At 36.4% G+C, this 16529-nt stretch carries 17 protein-coding genes; 3 read left to right on the forward strand and 14 right to left on the reverse strand.

Annotation, left to right across the window (positions count from 1 at the left end; all coding sequences use genetic code 11):
• Positions 1–185 precede the first annotated feature (185 nt).
• Positions 186–1064, reverse strand: a complete 879-nt coding sequence (locus DM800_RS21230) for a YitT family protein (protein ID WP_000435955.1) — start codon at positions 1062–1064, stop codon at positions 186–188.
• A gap of 149 nt (positions 1065–1213) precedes the next feature.
• Here DM800_RS21230 and DM800_RS21235 point away from each other — a divergent pair, with 149 nt between their 5' ends.
• Positions 1214–1468 (forward strand): DUF2624 domain-containing protein, encoded by a 255-nt coding sequence (locus DM800_RS21235; RefSeq protein WP_001048965.1) that lies wholly within the window; start codon positions 1214–1216, stop codon positions 1466–1468.
• A 26-nt stretch (positions 1469–1494) separates the two neighbouring features.
• On the opposite strand, the gene DM800_RS21240 is transcribed toward DM800_RS21235, so the two are convergent.
• Both DM800_RS21240 and DM800_RS21245 read right to left on the reverse strand, forming a co-directional pair.
• Positions 1495–2391: a deoxyribonuclease IV gene (locus DM800_RS21240; protein WP_048541534.1), complete on the reverse strand. Its 897-nt coding sequence runs from the start codon at positions 2389–2391 to the stop codon at positions 1495–1497.
• A gap of 191 nt (positions 2392–2582) precedes the next feature.
• Positions 2583–3893 carry a DEAD/DEAH box helicase gene (locus DM800_RS21245; RefSeq protein ID WP_000194012.1) on the reverse strand — a complete coding sequence of 437 codons (1311 nt, stop codon included), beginning with the start codon at positions 3891–3893 and terminating at the stop codon, positions 2583–2585.
• Between the two features lie 180 nt (positions 3894–4073).
• Between DM800_RS21245 and vrrA the strand changes: the two genes are divergently transcribed.
• Positions 4074–4808 (forward strand): VrrA/YqfQ family protein, encoded by a 735-nt coding sequence (vrrA, locus tag DM800_RS21250; RefSeq protein ID WP_097907663.1) that lies wholly within the window; start codon positions 4074–4076, stop codon positions 4806–4808.
• An 89-nt stretch (positions 4809–4897) separates the two neighbouring features.
• A complete protein-coding gene (locus DM800_RS21255) occupies positions 4898–5848 on the forward strand; it encodes a 4-hydroxy-3-methylbut-2-enyl diphosphate reductase (protein ID WP_087985254.1) in 951 nt (316 codons plus the stop codon).
• A gap of 38 nt (positions 5849–5886) precedes the next feature.
• On the opposite strand, the gene DM800_RS21260 is transcribed toward DM800_RS21255, so the two are convergent.
• The 11 genes from DM800_RS21260 to DM800_RS21310 all read right to left on the reverse strand — a co-directional run bounded on the left by DM800_RS21260 (position 5887) and on the right by DM800_RS21310 (position 16432).
• On the reverse strand, positions 5887–7008 hold the full coding sequence (locus DM800_RS21260) for a Nif3-like dinuclear metal center hexameric protein (protein WP_088123411.1): 1122 nt from the start codon (positions 7006–7008) through the stop codon (positions 5887–5889).
• The gene (locus tag DM800_RS21265) at positions 7005–7712 is read right to left on the reverse strand and encodes a tRNA (adenine(22)-N(1))-methyltransferase (RefSeq protein WP_001006534.1); all 708 of its coding nucleotides are present in this window, start codon (positions 7710–7712) and stop codon (positions 7005–7007) included. Before DM800_RS21265 ends, DM800_RS21260 begins: the two co-directional genes overlap by 4 nt.
• Positions 7713–7877: 165 nt before the next feature.
• Positions 7878–8234: a cytochrome c550 gene (gene cccA / locus DM800_RS21270; RefSeq protein ID WP_000828141.1), complete on the reverse strand. Its 357-nt coding sequence runs from the start codon at positions 8232–8234 to the stop codon at positions 7878–7880.
• A 385-nt stretch (positions 8235–8619) separates the two neighbouring features.
• Positions 8620–9747: an RNA polymerase sigma factor RpoD gene (rpoD, locus tag DM800_RS21275; RefSeq protein ID WP_000764061.1), complete on the reverse strand. Its 1128-nt coding sequence runs from the start codon at positions 9745–9747 to the stop codon at positions 8620–8622.
• Between the two features lie 59 nt (positions 9748–9806).
• Positions 9807–11603: a DNA primase gene (gene dnaG / locus DM800_RS21280; RefSeq protein WP_000528234.1), complete on the reverse strand. Its 1797-nt coding sequence runs from the start codon at positions 11601–11603 to the stop codon at positions 9807–9809.
• A gap of 850 nt (positions 11604–12453) precedes the next feature.
• Positions 12454–13266, reverse strand: coding sequence for a pyruvate, water dikinase regulatory protein (locus DM800_RS21285; protein WP_000368941.1), 813 nt, complete (start codon positions 13264–13266; stop codon positions 12454–12456).
• 29 nt (positions 13267–13295) lie between these two features.
• A complete protein-coding gene (locus DM800_RS21290; protein ID WP_000583754.1) occupies positions 13296–13928 on the reverse strand; it encodes a transcriptional regulator CcpN in 633 nt (210 codons plus the stop codon).
• Between the two features lie 107 nt (positions 13929–14035).
• Complete coding sequence (gene recO, locus DM800_RS21295) at positions 14036–14782, reverse strand: DNA repair protein RecO (RefSeq protein WP_000487012.1); 747 nt, start codon at positions 14780–14782, stop codon at positions 14036–14038.
• 33 nt (positions 14783–14815) lie between these two features.
• Complete coding sequence (locus DM800_RS21300; RefSeq protein ID WP_000883924.1) at positions 14816–14959, reverse strand: YqzL family protein; 144 nt, start codon at positions 14957–14959, stop codon at positions 14816–14818.
• A gap of 176 nt (positions 14960–15135) precedes the next feature.
• Entirely contained in the window at positions 15136–16041 is a 906-nt protein-coding gene (gene era, locus DM800_RS21305) for a GTPase Era (RefSeq protein WP_001080239.1), read from the reverse strand.
• Positions 16034–16432, reverse strand: a complete 399-nt coding sequence (locus DM800_RS21310) for a cytidine deaminase (protein WP_001086294.1) — start codon at positions 16430–16432, stop codon at positions 16034–16036. Before DM800_RS21310 ends, era begins: the two co-directional genes overlap by 8 nt.
• Between the last annotated feature and the right edge of the window lie 97 nt (positions 16433–16529).

The following is a 16529-nucleotide window of genomic DNA, read 5'->3' on the forward strand; positions in this document are numbered from 1 at the left end:
GTACAGCTTATTATAGTTGTAAACCAATCTGCCTAAAATATATCAATTTTTTCAAGAAACCTTACTATTATAACAAAAAGCAGAGAAAAATTCTCTGCTTCCGAAAAATATTCCTATAAAATGAAACCTTAATCAGATGAGGCCATCCCCTAACGATTGGCGAGGGTTTTTACCGGATAAATTTTCTAGTGGATAGCCGATTTAAACTTGCCACCATTTGTCTCTTGTGTATTCATAATCGTAACAAACGCATTCGCATCAATTTCATACACAATTGATTTTAACTTCGTCACTTCCAGACGCGTTACAACTGCATAAATAACTTCTTTTTCTTTATCCGTGTAACCGCCTTTCGCTACAAGCTTTGTAGTTCCACGACCAAGACGATGCAAAATCGCATTTGATACTTCCTCATATTGATCTGATACAATTAAAACTGCTTTCGTTTCATCTAAACCTTGAATGACTGTATCAATTGTTTTGAATGCGATATAGTACGTCATAACAGAATACATAGCTTGTTCAACACCAAATACAAATGCTGCCCATGCAAAAATGAATAAGTTCACAAACATTACAAATTCGCCAACAGAGAAAGGTAATTTCTTCGTTAATAAAATACCCATAATTTCTGTTCCGTCCATTGATCCACCATGGCGAATAACGAGCCCTACACCAATACCTAAAATAAGACCACCAAACACTGTTGCTAAAATCGGCTCTGTTGTAAATGGCGGAACAGCATGTAACGTTGATTCAATAAACGCTAAAGCTACAATACCGAACGCCGAAGATAACATGAACGTTTTCCCAATTTGCTTATAACCTGAATACATAAATGGGATATTGAGAATAACGACTAAAGTAGAGAAACTTAACCACCAAATATTAGGAGTAAGATAATCTAATATAAGAGAAATACCAATAATTCCACCATCAATAATTTTATTTGGCATTAAAAATAGTTCAATCGCTACCGCTGCGCATGCTGCCCCAAAAATAATCATAACTAAACGATAAATAAGATGGATAACACTTTCTTTTCGATGTTGCTTTTGTTCCATAGGTCCTCCTTATACTCTTTTTCTATAGTTTTGTCCTTATATTATAACATACGCTTCTTTTTCTCATGGAAAAAGAAACTCTATACGAATATGTACAAGCTACGTACTCATATATTTCGATAGAAGAACGTGTGAAGGAGGATAACTCGATGAACCTCATTAAACAACTTGTAAATAAAAAATTAAATCATATTTCTACAAAAGAGTTATTGAAATATAGTAAAGAATATGAAGTTTCTATTACGACTGCACAAGCGGATCAAATTGTTTTACTTATGAAAGGAAAGAATATTAACATTTACGATAATGACGAACGGCTAGAGCTCTTAAAACAAATAGCAAAAGTAACCTCCCCTGCTACTGCCCAACAAGTAAATACTTTATTTCAGCAACTACTAAAATAAGGAGGGGAAAATCCCCTCCTTATTGCTTATTGCGCTTTAATTTTCTCAAGAATTCCTTCATCAAAAGTACCATTTTTCAGCATTTCGATTTCTAATTTATATGGTGGCTTCTTATCTTTTTTATCTTCACCTACATATGGCGTTTCAAGAATTTTTGGTACGTGCATTAACTGCGGATGATGCACAATATGATGTAACGCTTTATAACCGATATGACCGAAGCCGATATTTTCATGACGGTCCTTTCCTGCGCCGCATACATTTTTACTATCATTAATATGAAGTACTTGCAAACGATCCATACCAACAATCTTATCAAATTCATTTAATACGCCGTCAAAATCATTTACAATATCATATCCTGCATCGTGCGTATGACACGTATCAAAGCATACTGATAATTTTTCATTATATTTTACACCATCAATAATCTTTGCAATTTCTTCAAAGCTACGACCGCATTCTGTTCCTTTTCCTGCCATCGTTTCTAACGCAATGTTAACCGTCTGCTCTGGCATTAATACTTCATTAAGCCCTTTAATAATTTGTTGAATACCAGCATCCGCTCCTGCACCAACGTGCGCACCTGGGTGAAGAACGATTTGTTTCGCTACACCTAATGCCGATGTTCTTTCAATTTCCATGCGAAGGAAGTCTACACCTAATTGGAATGTTTCTGGCTTCGTCGTATTCCCAAGATTAATAATATATGGTGCATGTACGATAATTTCCTCAATACCGTTTAGTTCCATATGTTTTCTTCCTGCTTCTATGTTCAATTCTTCAATTGGTTTTCTTCGTGTATTTTGCGGTGCACCTGTATAAATCATAAACGTCGTTGCACCGTATGAAACAGCCTCTTCACTTGCTGCTAATAACATTTTCTTACCACTCATAGAAACATGAGATCCAATCTTTAACATACAATCACCTCTTCAATATACAATAGATATAATGATAGCATAATTTGTAGAAATATGTAGCGAATTGTTTGTTCCTAAAACACTACGCAAATTGTAACTAGCTACACCGAAACTTTAATCAGTGTTTTTTCATTCCCCACCGATTATTATCCCGCAAATATCCGGATAAAAAAAGATAAGGGGGGCTCCCCTTATCTTTTTTTATTGCTATATTTTTTCTTCACTTTATCACGTTCTGTTGCAAGTTTACGTTTATAGTTTGGTTTTACTTTTTTCGGCTTTTTAATAACTTTCGTTGCCATAACATCAAGTTCATCATTTGGTTTTTTACGGCTCTTACGACGACGACGTTCACCTAAATCCGCCCACTCATCTCCGCGTAACTCTACATGCTTGAACTCAATATGACGTTGTTTTTCTAAACTATCTAACGCTTCTTCGTTTGCTGGATCATAAATCGTCACTGCAATACCTGAATGCCCCGCACGTGCTGTTCTTCCAACGCGGTGAACGAAGAAATCTAAATCTGATGGAAGTTCGTAGTTAATAACATGACTAATTCCTTCAATATCAATACCACGTGCTGCTAAATCAGTTGCAACAATATATTGGAATTCAAGATCACGAATTTGTTTCATCATTTTTTTACGATCACGCGGTGATAAATCTCCGTGAATTCGTCCAACTTTTAAGCCACGTTCCATTAATCCGTCAGCAACCTGATCCGCCATCTTCTTCGTATTCGTGAAAACAACTGCTAAATACGGTTTAAATTGTAGCAACATTTTGTTCACTAAATCGATTTTGTTACGATGTTTAGAAGGTACTAAATAATGCTCAATATTCCCAGCCGCAACTTGTTTTGGATTGATATGAATATGCTCTGGATTCTCCATATATTTCTTCAGAAACGGTTTTAGTTTTTGAGGAATTGTTGCAGAGAAAACTAGCATTTGCAGGTTTCTAGGCATGCGTGATGCAATTTTGTCTACATCATGAATGAATCCCATATCAAGCATTAAGTCTGCTTCATCGACAATAATAGTATTTGCTTTATGAACAAATAATGCTTGTGCTTCCACTAAATCTTTAATACGTCCTGGTGTTCCAACTACAATATGAGGTTGTTTTTTCAACTTTTCAATTGATCGTTGTTTATCAGTTCCACCAATTAAGCAACGTGCTGTAATCATTTGATCTTCCGCACAAAACTTTGTTAATTTCACGATTTCTTCGTAAATTTGTTGTGCTAACTCACGAGTAGGCGCTGTAATAACAAGTTGTACTTCTTCACGACTTGCATTAATTCTGTTCAATGTAGGAAGTAAGTATGCATGTGTTTTCCCAGAACCTGTTTGGGATTGTCCAATTACACTTACACCTTTTTTCACGACCGGGAAAATTTTCTTTTGAATTCCTGTCGGCTCTGTAAAGCGTAGTTCACGAACTGCATCTATTAAAAATGGTTTAAAATCATACTGTGTAAAAGTTTGTTGTGTCATAAGTTACACCTTCTTTCTAAATTTCTACTGCGCGCACAAATCAGCCAAGTCTACATTATATCGAAATCTACAAGTAAAATCCATCTTTAGTTTAGGTTTTTACTTCAAAAACTAACCTTCTTCCCTCTTATTGCATATTGTATGTGTATATACCTAACTGAAGAAAGGAGGATTTCTCACATGTTTCCAAAATCCCATACAAGGCAAATGTATCCGAATCAAGGACAGCAACCTTATACACCATATCCAATTCCACAACTACCACCGATGGCACAAAAAAAGAAAGGGTTCCTTGCTAAACTCTTTAAAAAACACGATCCAACCGAGCCTTTCATGCAAATGGTTCCACCTTATCGACAAATGGATGGACCACCGCCAATGATGCACCAGCAACCGCCGCCCCAATATCAACAACAATACCAATACCAACAACAATACCCGCAGCAATACTCACAACAATATCAACCATACATGCAGCAACATCCAGAGCAAATGATTCCCCCTCAAATGTATGAATCAAATGAAACGCGCGGCGGTGCAGCAACTACAGCAGCATCAAGTAGCGGCATCGGCAGTTTTTTTGCAAATTTAATTTCGAATCCAACTAATATGATAAACAATATTGAAAAAGTATCCCAAGTCGTTCAATCTGTAAGCCCTGTCGTCGAACAGTACGGTCCTATTATGCGTAACCTACCAAGCATTGTTAAAATCCTCACCTCTGGAAAAAGTACGGAAGAAGATCCAACTAAAAATCCAACTGAAGACATAACAGAAAAGGTTGAGGTAGCAACTCCGCCTCCTCCACAAAAAAAAAGAAAAAGAAAAAAAATAGTGATTGAGCCTGTCATAGAAAAAGAATTACGAGAGGAGCCTGTTCAAAAAATAGCAACAAAACCAAAACTATATGTGTAACAATCCTTTGTTTTCTATCCATTCCTCCTTTATAATGTAAAAGACTATGCACAAAAGTATCCCTTGTTTAGAAGGAGAGGATTACTCATATGAAAATTGTTAAAATTTCCCCTCGTGGTTATTGCTACGGTGTTGTGGACGCGATGGTTATTGCACGTAACGCCGCATTAGATACATCATTACCAAGACCTATTTATATTTTAGGTATGATTGTTCACAACAAACATGTAACAGATGCATTTGAAGAAGATGGCATCATTACATTAGACGGTCCAAGTCGATTAGAAATTTTAGATAAAATCGATTCTGGTACTGTTATTTTCACTGCACACGGTGTTTCTCCAGAAGTTAAACAACGTGCAAAAGAAAAAGGTTTAACGACAATCGATGCCACTTGTCCAGATGTTACAAAAACACATGACCTTATTGAAGCAAAGAAAGCTGAAGGTTACCATGTCATTTATATCGGCAAAAAAAATCATCCAGAACCAGAAGGTGCAGTTGGTATTGCACCTGACATCGTTCACCTTATCGAAAGAGCTGATGATTTAAAAACATTAGAAATTCCAACAGATAAAATTTTAGTTACAAATCAAACAACGATGAGCCAATGGGATGTTCAACATTTAATGGAGGACATTCAGAAGAAATTCCCAACAGCAGAATTCCATAAGGAAATTTGTTTAGCAACTCAAGTTCGCCAAGAAGCTGTCGCTAAACAAGCTGATGTTGCAGACTTAACAATTGTTGTCGGTGATCCGAAAAGTAACAACTCAAACCGTTTAGCACAAGTATCACAAGAAATCGCTGGTACGAAAGCATACCGCGTTGCAGACGTAAGTGAGATAAAATTAGAGTGGCTACAAGGTGTAGAAAACGTAGCTGTTACAGCAGGTGCTTCTACTCCAACTCCAATTACAAAAGAAGTTATCGCTTTCTTAGATCAATATGATCCAATGAATCCCGCTACATGGGAGAGAGTTCGAAAAGTACCATTACAAAAAATATTGCCTCGTGTAAAAGTGAAAAAAGAACAATAATAAAAACCGTTGCCTATAAGCAACGGTTTTTATTTTTCTTATACAAATGTAAATGGATCTGTATGTAATTGCGAAGCATGAATGTGTACATTGAGTTTCTTTTCATCCAATTTTTCTTGTAATTGCTTTTGTACACCTTGCTTCATTACTTTTTCAACGTTATGTCCTGGGTCAACTATATTTAAACCGAGCATCATCGCATCATGAGCAACATGATAATACATGTCACCTGTTACATATACATCCGCTCCTTTAAATTTAGCTTGATTGATGTATTTGTTACCATCGCCACCAAGTACAGCTACTTTGCGCACTTTATCATTTAAATCCCCAACAACTCGTGCACCCTTTACATCTAATGATTTCTTTACATGTTCCGCAAACTGTCCAAGTGTCATTTCTTCTTGTAAATATCCTATTTTTCCAAGCCCTAATGTTTCACCTTTGTTATCAAGTGGATACACATCATATGCTACTTCTTCATATGGATGTGCCGTTACCATTGCTTTAATCACTTTTCGCTGTAGTGAAGCTGGAATTATCGTTTCGATTCGCACTTCTTCTACGCGTTCTAACTGCCCAGTTTCCCCGATATAAGGATTTGTTCCCTCTTGAGGTACAAACGTACCTGTACCCTCGCTATTAAACGTACAGTGGCTATAATTGCCGATATGACCAGCACCTGCGTCTCCTAATGCTTTTCGTACTTCTTCTGCATGAGTTACTGGCACAAACACAACAACTTTTTTCATTTCTTCTGCATATGTCGGTGCCAAAACTTCTGTATTTTGCAATCCTAACGCCTCAGCAAGTAAATCATTTACCCCGCCCTTAGCAACATCCACATTTGTATGTGCTGCATAAATGGCAATATCATTTTTAATACACGTTTCAATAATTCTTCCGTACGCTTTATCTGTATGAATCGCTTTTAACGGATTAAAAATTAAAGGGTGATGCGCAATAATGACATTCGCCCCTAATTGAATTGCTTCATCCACAACTTCCTCCGTTACATCTAACGCAATCAATACGTGTTGTACGGGTTTATTAAGCGCTCCAATTTGCAGGCCAATCTTATCTCCTTCCATCGCCAAATGCTTCGGATACATACTTTCAAATAAAGAAATAATTTCATGGCCATTTGGAATTTTACTCATGATAAAACCTCCCGTATCATTTTCATTTTCGCTTCTACTTCCGCACGCTTCGCTTTTGTTTCTTCAGAATCAGCCGCACGTTCTAACTGCTTTAAAATATTTTGGAAGTTTTTTAATTCCCCTTCCCATTTTTCAACGAAAGCTTCACCTTTTTCTTTTATTAAAAATGGCCCCATAAATAATTCCGCTTGTTTATTCTCAGAATAAGGCACCGCGATGTTTCCTCGCTCGCCTACTAAAATCTCATAAATTTTCCCATCTTCTTTTACGATTTTTTCATGGATAAGCTCCCATCCATTCTCAATAAACCATTCACGAATGTGATGCGCTGCAATATTCGGCTGTAAAATTAAACGAGTTACCCCTTCTAATTTTTCTTTACCACTTTCTAAAATGTCACGAATTAACGCTCCACCCATTCCAGCAACCGTAATTACATCTACTTCTCCTGGCGCGATAACAGCTAATCCATTCCCTTTACGCACATCTATTTTATCTTGTAAGCCACTTTCAGCTACAGTTGCTTGTGCAGAGCGAAATGGTCCATCTACAACCTCTCCAGCAACTGCTTTTGTAGCAATATTATTTATAATTGTATAACACGGTAAATACGCATGATCCGATCCAATATCAGCTACTGTAGATCCTACTGGTATTTCACGCACTACTTCTTCTAATCGTTTTGAAAGCTTTACTTCATTCATGTATTTCCATTACTCCTTCTCTTGTCAGTCTGTCTCCATGATAATGAATTTATAGTAGTTGTTGCAAGCCTATAAAAACAATTCACTTCTCTATCACTCATCGTATTTTAGAAAATATAGAAAAACAAGCCCTTTGCATAAGCAAAAGACTTGTCATACGGAACTTTATTTTTTCTTCGATAACCAATCAGCTACTTTAGCGGCTTGATCAGCTGGAACTATATTGGCAGGCATATTTCCTTTTCCTTTCGAAAGAATTTCTTTAATTTCATCTTTTGAAAGTTTCCCACCAATTTTTTGTAAATTAGGTCCTACTGCCCCTTGTAACTGGTCACCGTGGCAGCTCGTACAGCTTTGCTTCACAATATCCTCTGGTTTTGATGCTGTTTGTGCTGGCTTCCCGCCATTTTTTGCATCAGCTAACTCTTTAGATTTATTTAGCCCCTGAAATGAAAATACAAACATAACGATAATACCTAATGCTGCAATAAGAGCGAACGGAATCAGCGGATTACGTTTCATATCTCTTCTCCCCCCTCTATACCCCTAAATAGTTAGATGATTCAGTCATTTACATTGTACTTGAAAACGCTCTATCAGAAAAGAGTAAACTACCAATCGTTAAAAATATTCCATAAATTCAGTTTATTGTTTTTTATTGTTATATCGCTTATTATTTCGATAATTATTAACGTTTCTCATCATATTTTTCACTTTTCTACATATATTTTTGTATAGAATACACAAAATTAATCGAAAAATCGAAAAATGAGCATTTGCAAATCAAAAGACAATTCTGTAAAATAAATTACAAGAAATTGTAATCGTTGCCGATAGCTAAAGTTTAACAAAAGTTAACAAAATAAAAAAGTTTACTTCACAAAGGTGAAGTAAACTTAAAAGTAGCCTATTCTAAGAAATCCTTAAGACGCTTACTACGGCTTGGATGTCTTAATTTACGAAGTGCTTTTGCTTCAATTTGACGGATACGTTCTCTCGTTACGCCGAATACTTTCCCAACTTCTTCAAGCGTACGAGTTCGTCCATCATCTAAACCAAAACGAAGACGTAGAACATTTTCTTCACGATCTGTTAGTGTATCTAACACATCTTCTAATTGTTCTTTTAGCAATTCATACGCTGCATGGTCCGCAGGCGATGTTGCTTCTTGGTCTTCAATAAAATCACCTAAATGGGAGTCATCTTCTTCACCAATCGGTGTTTCAAGAGAAACTGGCTCCTGTGCAATTTTTAAAATTTCGCGTACTTTTTCTGGAGCAAGATCCATTTCTTCACCAATCTCTTCAGGAGATGGTTCGCGTCCTAAATCTTGTAGTAATTGACGTTGTACACGAATTAACTTATTAATCGTTTCAACCATATGAACTGGAATACGAATTGTTCGTGCTTGGTCTGCAATCGCACGTGTAATCGCTTGGCGAATCCACCAAGTTGCATACGTACTAAATTTGAAACCTTTACGATAATCGAACTTTTCAACCGCTTTAATTAGACCCATATTCCCTTCTTGGATTAAGTCTAAGAAAAGCATACCACGGCCTACGTAGCGCTTTGCAATACTTACTACAAGACGTAAGTTTGCTTCTGCAAGACGACGTTTCGCTTCTTCATCGCCTTCTTCAATACGCGTTGCAAGTCGAATTTCTTCTTCTGCAGATAGTAAATCTACACGACCAATTTCTTTTAAATACATACGAACAGGATCATTGATTTTAACCCCAGGTGGTACACTTAAATCATTAAGGTCGAATTCTTCTTCCGCTTTTGTAATTTGGCGATTATTAGGACCTTCGTCGTTATCATTGTCACCAACTAAGTCAATCCCTTGTTCACCTAAATATTCATAGTATTCATCCATTTGATCGGATTCAATTTCAAATCCATTCATGCGTTCTGCAATCTCTTCATATGTAAGAACGCCACGTTTTTTTCCGAGCTCAGTGAGTTGTTCTTTCACTTGCTCAAGGGTCATTTCAGTTTCAATTTGTTTAGAACGAGCTGGTTTGTCAGCCATCTGTTCCCCTCCTTACGCGAGATACAAACATTCATTATACTAAAAATTTATCAAAAAAGCTATTTTCTCGCTTTTTGATTTTGTAAATATGCTACATAATATTTAGCAGCCTCTACAGGATCTGTTTTTTCCATTTGTTTTACCTTAAAGATGATTTCCATCTTTTCAAGTTTTTCTTGATGACGGCTGAGCGTCTCTAAATGGCCTTGTAACACTTCTTCTGTGTATTCTGGATTAATAAATTCATCCGTCGAAATATCAGTGATAATATTTTTCAACTTCTCATCAGAGAGCCAACTTAAAAATGTTCCGACTGAAGGTTCATTTCCCTTTTCATAATATGCGTATAGTTCATATAAAATCCCTTTATGTTCTTCTGTATGAAAATCTTCTATGTGGGATTCCATACGAACAGCCACTTCTGGACTTTGCAACATATGATAAATAATTTCTCTTTCTGCCCTTTCAAAACCTGTTAACTTCGGTTTTGTTTGAACAATTTGAGACGGCTTAGAAACCTGCTTTACTTGTTTTTGCTGTACCTTTTGTTCTTTGCGATATTGGTGCAATTGATTCAAAAGAGTTTCCATTGAATACGAAAATTCTTGCGATAATGACTTCAAATATGATTCTGCCTGCATCGCATCCTGTAGCAACGATAACTCTTTTAAAACACTTTTCACATATTCTTCTTTGCCAGACTCATCTTGCAAATTTTTCCCTAAACGCAAATAATTTATTTTAAAACCAACAAAACTTATACTTGATTTCACAAGATTTTCAAAAGCAGTTGTCCCATATTGTTGCACATATTCATCAGGATCAAGCTTATCTGGCAAGGATGTAACTTTCACTTGGCAACCAACTTTTAGCAATAATTGCCCTGCTTTCATCGTTGCTTCTCGCCCTGCTTTATCACCATCATAGCAAAGAACAACAGTTTCAACGTTACGTCGCAGAAGTTTTGCTTGTTCTTCAGTTAAAGCTGTTCCCATTGTCGCGACAGCTTCTTCCACACCACTTTTTACCGCAGCCATTACGTCGGCATACCCTTCAAAAAGGACCACTTGCCCACGTTTTCTAATAAACGGTCTCGCTTGGTGGAAGTTATACAACAATTTACTTTTATGAAAAATCGGTGTTTCAGGGCTATTTAAATATTTCGGAGTGTCATCTCCTAATGCCCTTCCACTAAACGCTATCACTTTACCTTGTAACGTATAGATTGGAAACATAACTCTTCCACGGAAGCGATCATAATGACTACCATCCTTCTCGCTTCTTATGAGAAGACCAGCTTGTTCCATACTAGACAGCGATAAACCTCTTTTTTGTAAAATTTTCGTTGCTGCATCCCAAGCAGGTGACGCATAACCAATTTCAAACTTCTCAATCATCTCTTTCGTAATACCACGTTTTAACAAATACGAAAGTGCTTCATTTCCTTCTTCTGTATTTACTAATAAATGATGATAATACTTTTTCAAAAGTTCATGAGCCTGTTGCATGATGACAGTGTCATCAGATATGTCTTCTTGTTGTCCTTGCCCTGATGTATACTCTGCAACCGCCATTCCATTTCTTTCACCTAGCTTTTGAACAGCCTCGGTAAAAGCCAATCCTTCCATTTTCATTAGAAAGGAAAATACATTTCCACCTTCTCCACATCCGAAGCAATGAAAAATTTGCTTATCAGATGAAACAGAGAATGAAGGAGAATTCTCACCATGAAATGGACAAAGGCCGAAATAGTTACGCCCCTGTTTTCTAAGTTGAACGTATTCACCAATCACTTCTACAATATCCGATGACGTCCGAATCTGTTCAACAACTTCTTCGGGAATTCTGTTCCCCATAAATCCATCTCCGTGTCGTATTTTGTATTCGATAAAAATTAAAAAATTCCTTTATAATTCGACAATATTTTTTCTAAACTTATTAGAAAGTGTTGTCGATCACGTTATCAAACGATTTTGTAGGCCCTTTTCTGCGTAATTTCGCAGATACGTACCTACTATATAAAATTGTATCCATTTGCTCACCTGTTACAAATGTACCTCCTGGAGACAATACATATACACTTTTTTACAAGAAGACTAGCAAGCACCATATCCTATGTGATCACGAGATCTGTTTTTTGCATGTTGATACATATAAAAAATCAACTTTAGCTTATTCAGTATCTACATAGATCCAATTTCCCTTGCTTCTTCCTTAAACGATGAGCATACGATGTGACAAACAAAATTTCGACATGAACTTTCGTTCCAACTTGCACAGTTTTCAGCATTCACAGGCTATGCATCTGCATCAACTAATACGATATTGATGTTTTGCATATTTCTGTATTCTACATCCCTTCTGCGAATCCTTCCATAATGTGCGTTTTCTTGTATAGATTTTGTCGATTTAACGTAATTACATGTCTTTTCGTAAATCCTATCCCTAGTTTATTCTGAAAAATTAAAGTCTAAACGTAAAATATAGGTTTTTATCACAATTTTTTATTATAATATATTTTCTTCAACTACGCTACATATCCCTTTATTTTTTCATCTTCTATTTCAGGATAACGAAACCCTGCCTTTAGCATAATAAAAAGACAGAAGAATATAAGTATAACCACTCCGCTATAATCTATTACGAAATCAACAGGTATTGTGTTTCTCACGAGCGAAAAAAGCACATTCACCTTTGGTAAATGTGCTAAAACAATTTTTGGTTTTGCACTGCATTCACAATAATGTTGGCTGTTTCTTCAATCGCTTTATTCGATACATCAATTACTTGACAATTTATTTTACCAACTACATTCTCAAAGTGATCAATTTCTTCTTTAATACGATTAATATTGGCATATGTTGCACCATCACTTAGTCCAAGTGATTTCAATCGCTCTTTTCGAATATGATTCAACTTCTCTGGCGTAATTTTCAAACCGAAGCATTTTTCTTTAGCCACTTGATATAACTCTTCAGGCGGATCTACTTCTGGTACGAGCGGTACATTAGCAACTTTCAAACGTTTGTTATGAGCTAAATATTGAGAAAGTGGTGTTTTTGATGTGCGCGAAATCCCAATCAACACGATATCTGCTTTTAAAATACCACGCGCGTCTCTACCATCATCATACTTTACAGCAAACTCAATCGCTTCAATCTTTTTAAAGTATTCTTCATCTAATCTACGAACAACACCCGGCTCATATCTTGGTACTTGCCCTGTAATTTCTTCAATTTGATCGATAAGAGGCCCGATAATATCATATGCCTCTACGCCTTCTTTCGCAGCCTCTGTCACTAAATACTGACGCATGTCAGGCTTTACTAACGTAAAACAAATAAGCGCTTGATTGCTCTTAGCAATCGAAATCACTTCTTTTAATGTCCCTGTATCTTCTACATACGGTACACGTCTAATATCAGGAGCAAATGGGAATTGCCCCATCGCTGCTCGAACAACCAAATCAGCCGTTTCTCCAACAGAGTCAGATACGACATATACGATTTTATTATCCATTATATTACCTCACTTTAAACAAATTACACTTATTCGTTATTTACTAAGTTTACAAACGCACGTGTAATATTTGTTTTTGTAATTCGTCCAATCACTTCTAAACCTTGCTTCGTATCTTTCACAACCGGCATCGCATCAATCTGTCTTTCTATTAATTCCATCGCAATATCATATAAAGAATCCTCTCTACGACACATCGTAATGTTTGGCATCCTTGTCATGATAATATTAACCGGAAGAGAGGTTAAATCCTGCTTTCCAAGGCTAGCTCTTAATAAATCTTTACGAGACACAACACCAACTAATAGAATCGCCTGATCTACAACAAATAAGGTACCTACGTCCTCTAAAAACATTGTACAAATCGCATCGTATACTGATACATTTTTATCAATTACAGCTGGTCTAGATTGATAATCTTGTACTTTAATTTTCTTAACAGCCTCAGATAATAGCTGCCCCCCGGTTTTACCCGTATAAAAATAACCTACGCGTGGACGCGCTTCTAAATAACCAGCCATCGTTAAAATTGCTAAGTCTGGTCTTAGTGTTGCACGTGTTAATCCTAATTGCGCAGCAATTGACTCCCCTGTAATAGGACCGTGATCTTTTACAATCTGAATGATATGTTCTTGCCGTTTATTCAGCTCTATGATAATCACCACCTTTAATGCACAACGAAAAAAGTTATACTATCTCTTAAATATTATATACTAAATATGCTATTTGAAAAAGATAGGATGTAAAAAGGACCGTATACGGCCCCAAATTATATTTGAAACTTATCAAGTTGTTCTAAGAAACGTCTTGACTTCAAATAAATCCCGCAATATTCATCATAATATGTATTCAATACTAAACGCATTTGTTTTTTTGTGCTATCCTTCACCGATACATTGCCAAGTCTATGTAAATCGAAGTGGTAGAAAAGACGTAATAATTTATGAACAGCTTCCCCCACTGGTATACGATACTGGTCTTGCTCAGCATGACGCGAGCACAGAAAACCGCCTTCCCGGACAGAGAAGGCGACAAAATCTGTTTCTTGATGACAAATCGCACATGTATCAAAGTACGGGCGCATCCCTAATACCGGAAGCATTTTCGTTTGATAAATTAATGATAATACTTCTGAATCAACACCCTCACACATATAATGCAACGTTTGATATAACATTTCAAATAAATATGGATTATGTTTTTTATCTTCTGTTGCTTTATCAGTTAACTCAACAATAAATGATGCATAAGCAGTTAAAAATATATCCTCGCGAATTTCTTTCATAGTTGAAATAATCTCGCCTTGTTGCAAAGTTCCAAGTCCAGATCCCATTTGAATAAGAAAATTACCATGGGTCATAAGTTGCGAAACAGATGCTAACCGGCTTTTCGGTTTTTTCGCTCCTCTTGCCATTGCACTTACCTTACCCAATTCTCTTGAGAATATTGTAACAATCTTGTTCGTTTCTCCGTAATCTGTCGTACGGATAACGATGCCCTCAACTTTTTGAAACATGTTCGTCACCATCCAAGGTTTGAACAAAACGGGTCAAGAAATTGGAGAGTCTAGATGCGCTAGCTCCTCTTCATGTTGATCCATCTCATCGTTTACGTCTTTTTCCATTTCTTTCAAAAGCAAGTACGTTTCAATGCTTCCTGTTTTGGAGAAAAACTTCCAGGTAAAATCTAGCATAAGAATCCACCTTTCTCAATAAGCGTAGCCTATAAACCAATTTCCTTTGTTGTTATTAAATTGACCCATTTTGTCCATTTTCATGTGAGAAAAATTTTTCCTAATTTATCAAAACTCATAAAAACCAATAATCAGCGGATGAACAAAACATCCGCTGATTACAGATTTACTCTATTTTAGTACTCGTCTTCGCGGAAACCAAGGTCACGAAGCTGAGACATTTTATTACGCCAATCTTTTTGCACTTTTACCCATACTTCTAAAAATACTTTAGAACCAAGTAATGCTTCAATGTCAAAACGAGCTCGCTTACCGACTTCTTTTAACATCTTTCCTTGCTTACCTATAATAATTCCTTTTTGTGATGCACGTTCAACAACAATCGTTGCGTTTATATAAACCGCTCCGCCCTCACGTTTTTGAATTGCATCAATAACAACCGCTACAGAGTGCGGCACTTCTTCACGTGTTAAATGTAATACTTTTTCACGAATAAGCTCTGAAATAATAAATCGCTCTGGATGATCCGTTACTTGATTATCTGGATAGTATTGCGGTCCTTCTGGTAAATACTTTTTAATTGTTCCAATTAAAGCATCCACATTATTGCCGTCTAATGCAGAAATTGGTACAATCTCTGCAAACTCATATAGTTTACGGTATTGATCAATTAACTCTAATAATTGCTCTGGATGAAGTTGGTCAATTTTATTAATTACTAAAAATACTGGTTGTTTCGTTTCTTTTAATTTCTCAATAATGAATTCCTCACCGCGACCAAATCCTTCAACTGCATTGACCATAAACAGAACAATATCAACTTCTTTTAATGTCGTTTGAGCCATCTTCACCATGAAGTCGCCTAATTTATGTTTAGGTTTATGTATTCCTGGTGTATCAATAAAAATTACTTGTGAATCATTTTCTGTATATACGCCTTGAATTTTATTACGAGTTGTTTGTGGCTTATCACTCATAATGGCAATTTTCTGGCCGATAATACGATTTAAAAATGTAGATTTCCCAACATTCGGTCTGCCAATAATAGAGACAAAACCTGATTTATAACCTTTTCTATTCATGTAAATCCTCCGCTAAAAATGCTCCTGGTAACAATTCTCCGACTGTCGTCTCTTGAACGTCACCATGTAAATTTGATAGGTATACTTTCGTATCCTGTTTACATAATTCTACCATAACTTGTCGACATGCTCCACAAGGAGGTACTGGACGCTTTGTATCCGCCACAATCGCGATAGCTACAAACTCTTTATCTCCTTCAGAAACCGCCTTAAATAAAGCTGTTCTTTCTGCACAGTTACATAAGCCATATGATGCATTCTCAACATTACATCCACGATATACTTTTCCATCCTGTGTTAATAATGCTGCACCTACTTGAAATTTAGAATATGGTACGTACGCTTGTTTACGCGCTTCGATTGCTTCTTGAATTAATTGTTTACTATTCATATTCCCGCATCCTTCCTGTCCACAGCTGTGAATAGATACACTCTCTCATTAAAGGCCTTTACGGCACTTTCAAAGCTTCATAAAAGCTTTGGAATGC

Origin of the sequence: Bacillus sp. AY18-3 (assembly GCF_008042305.1) — a bacterium.
GTDB classification, from domain to species: Bacteria; Bacillota; Bacilli; order Bacillales; family Bacillaceae_G; genus Bacillus_A; species Bacillus_A wiedmannii.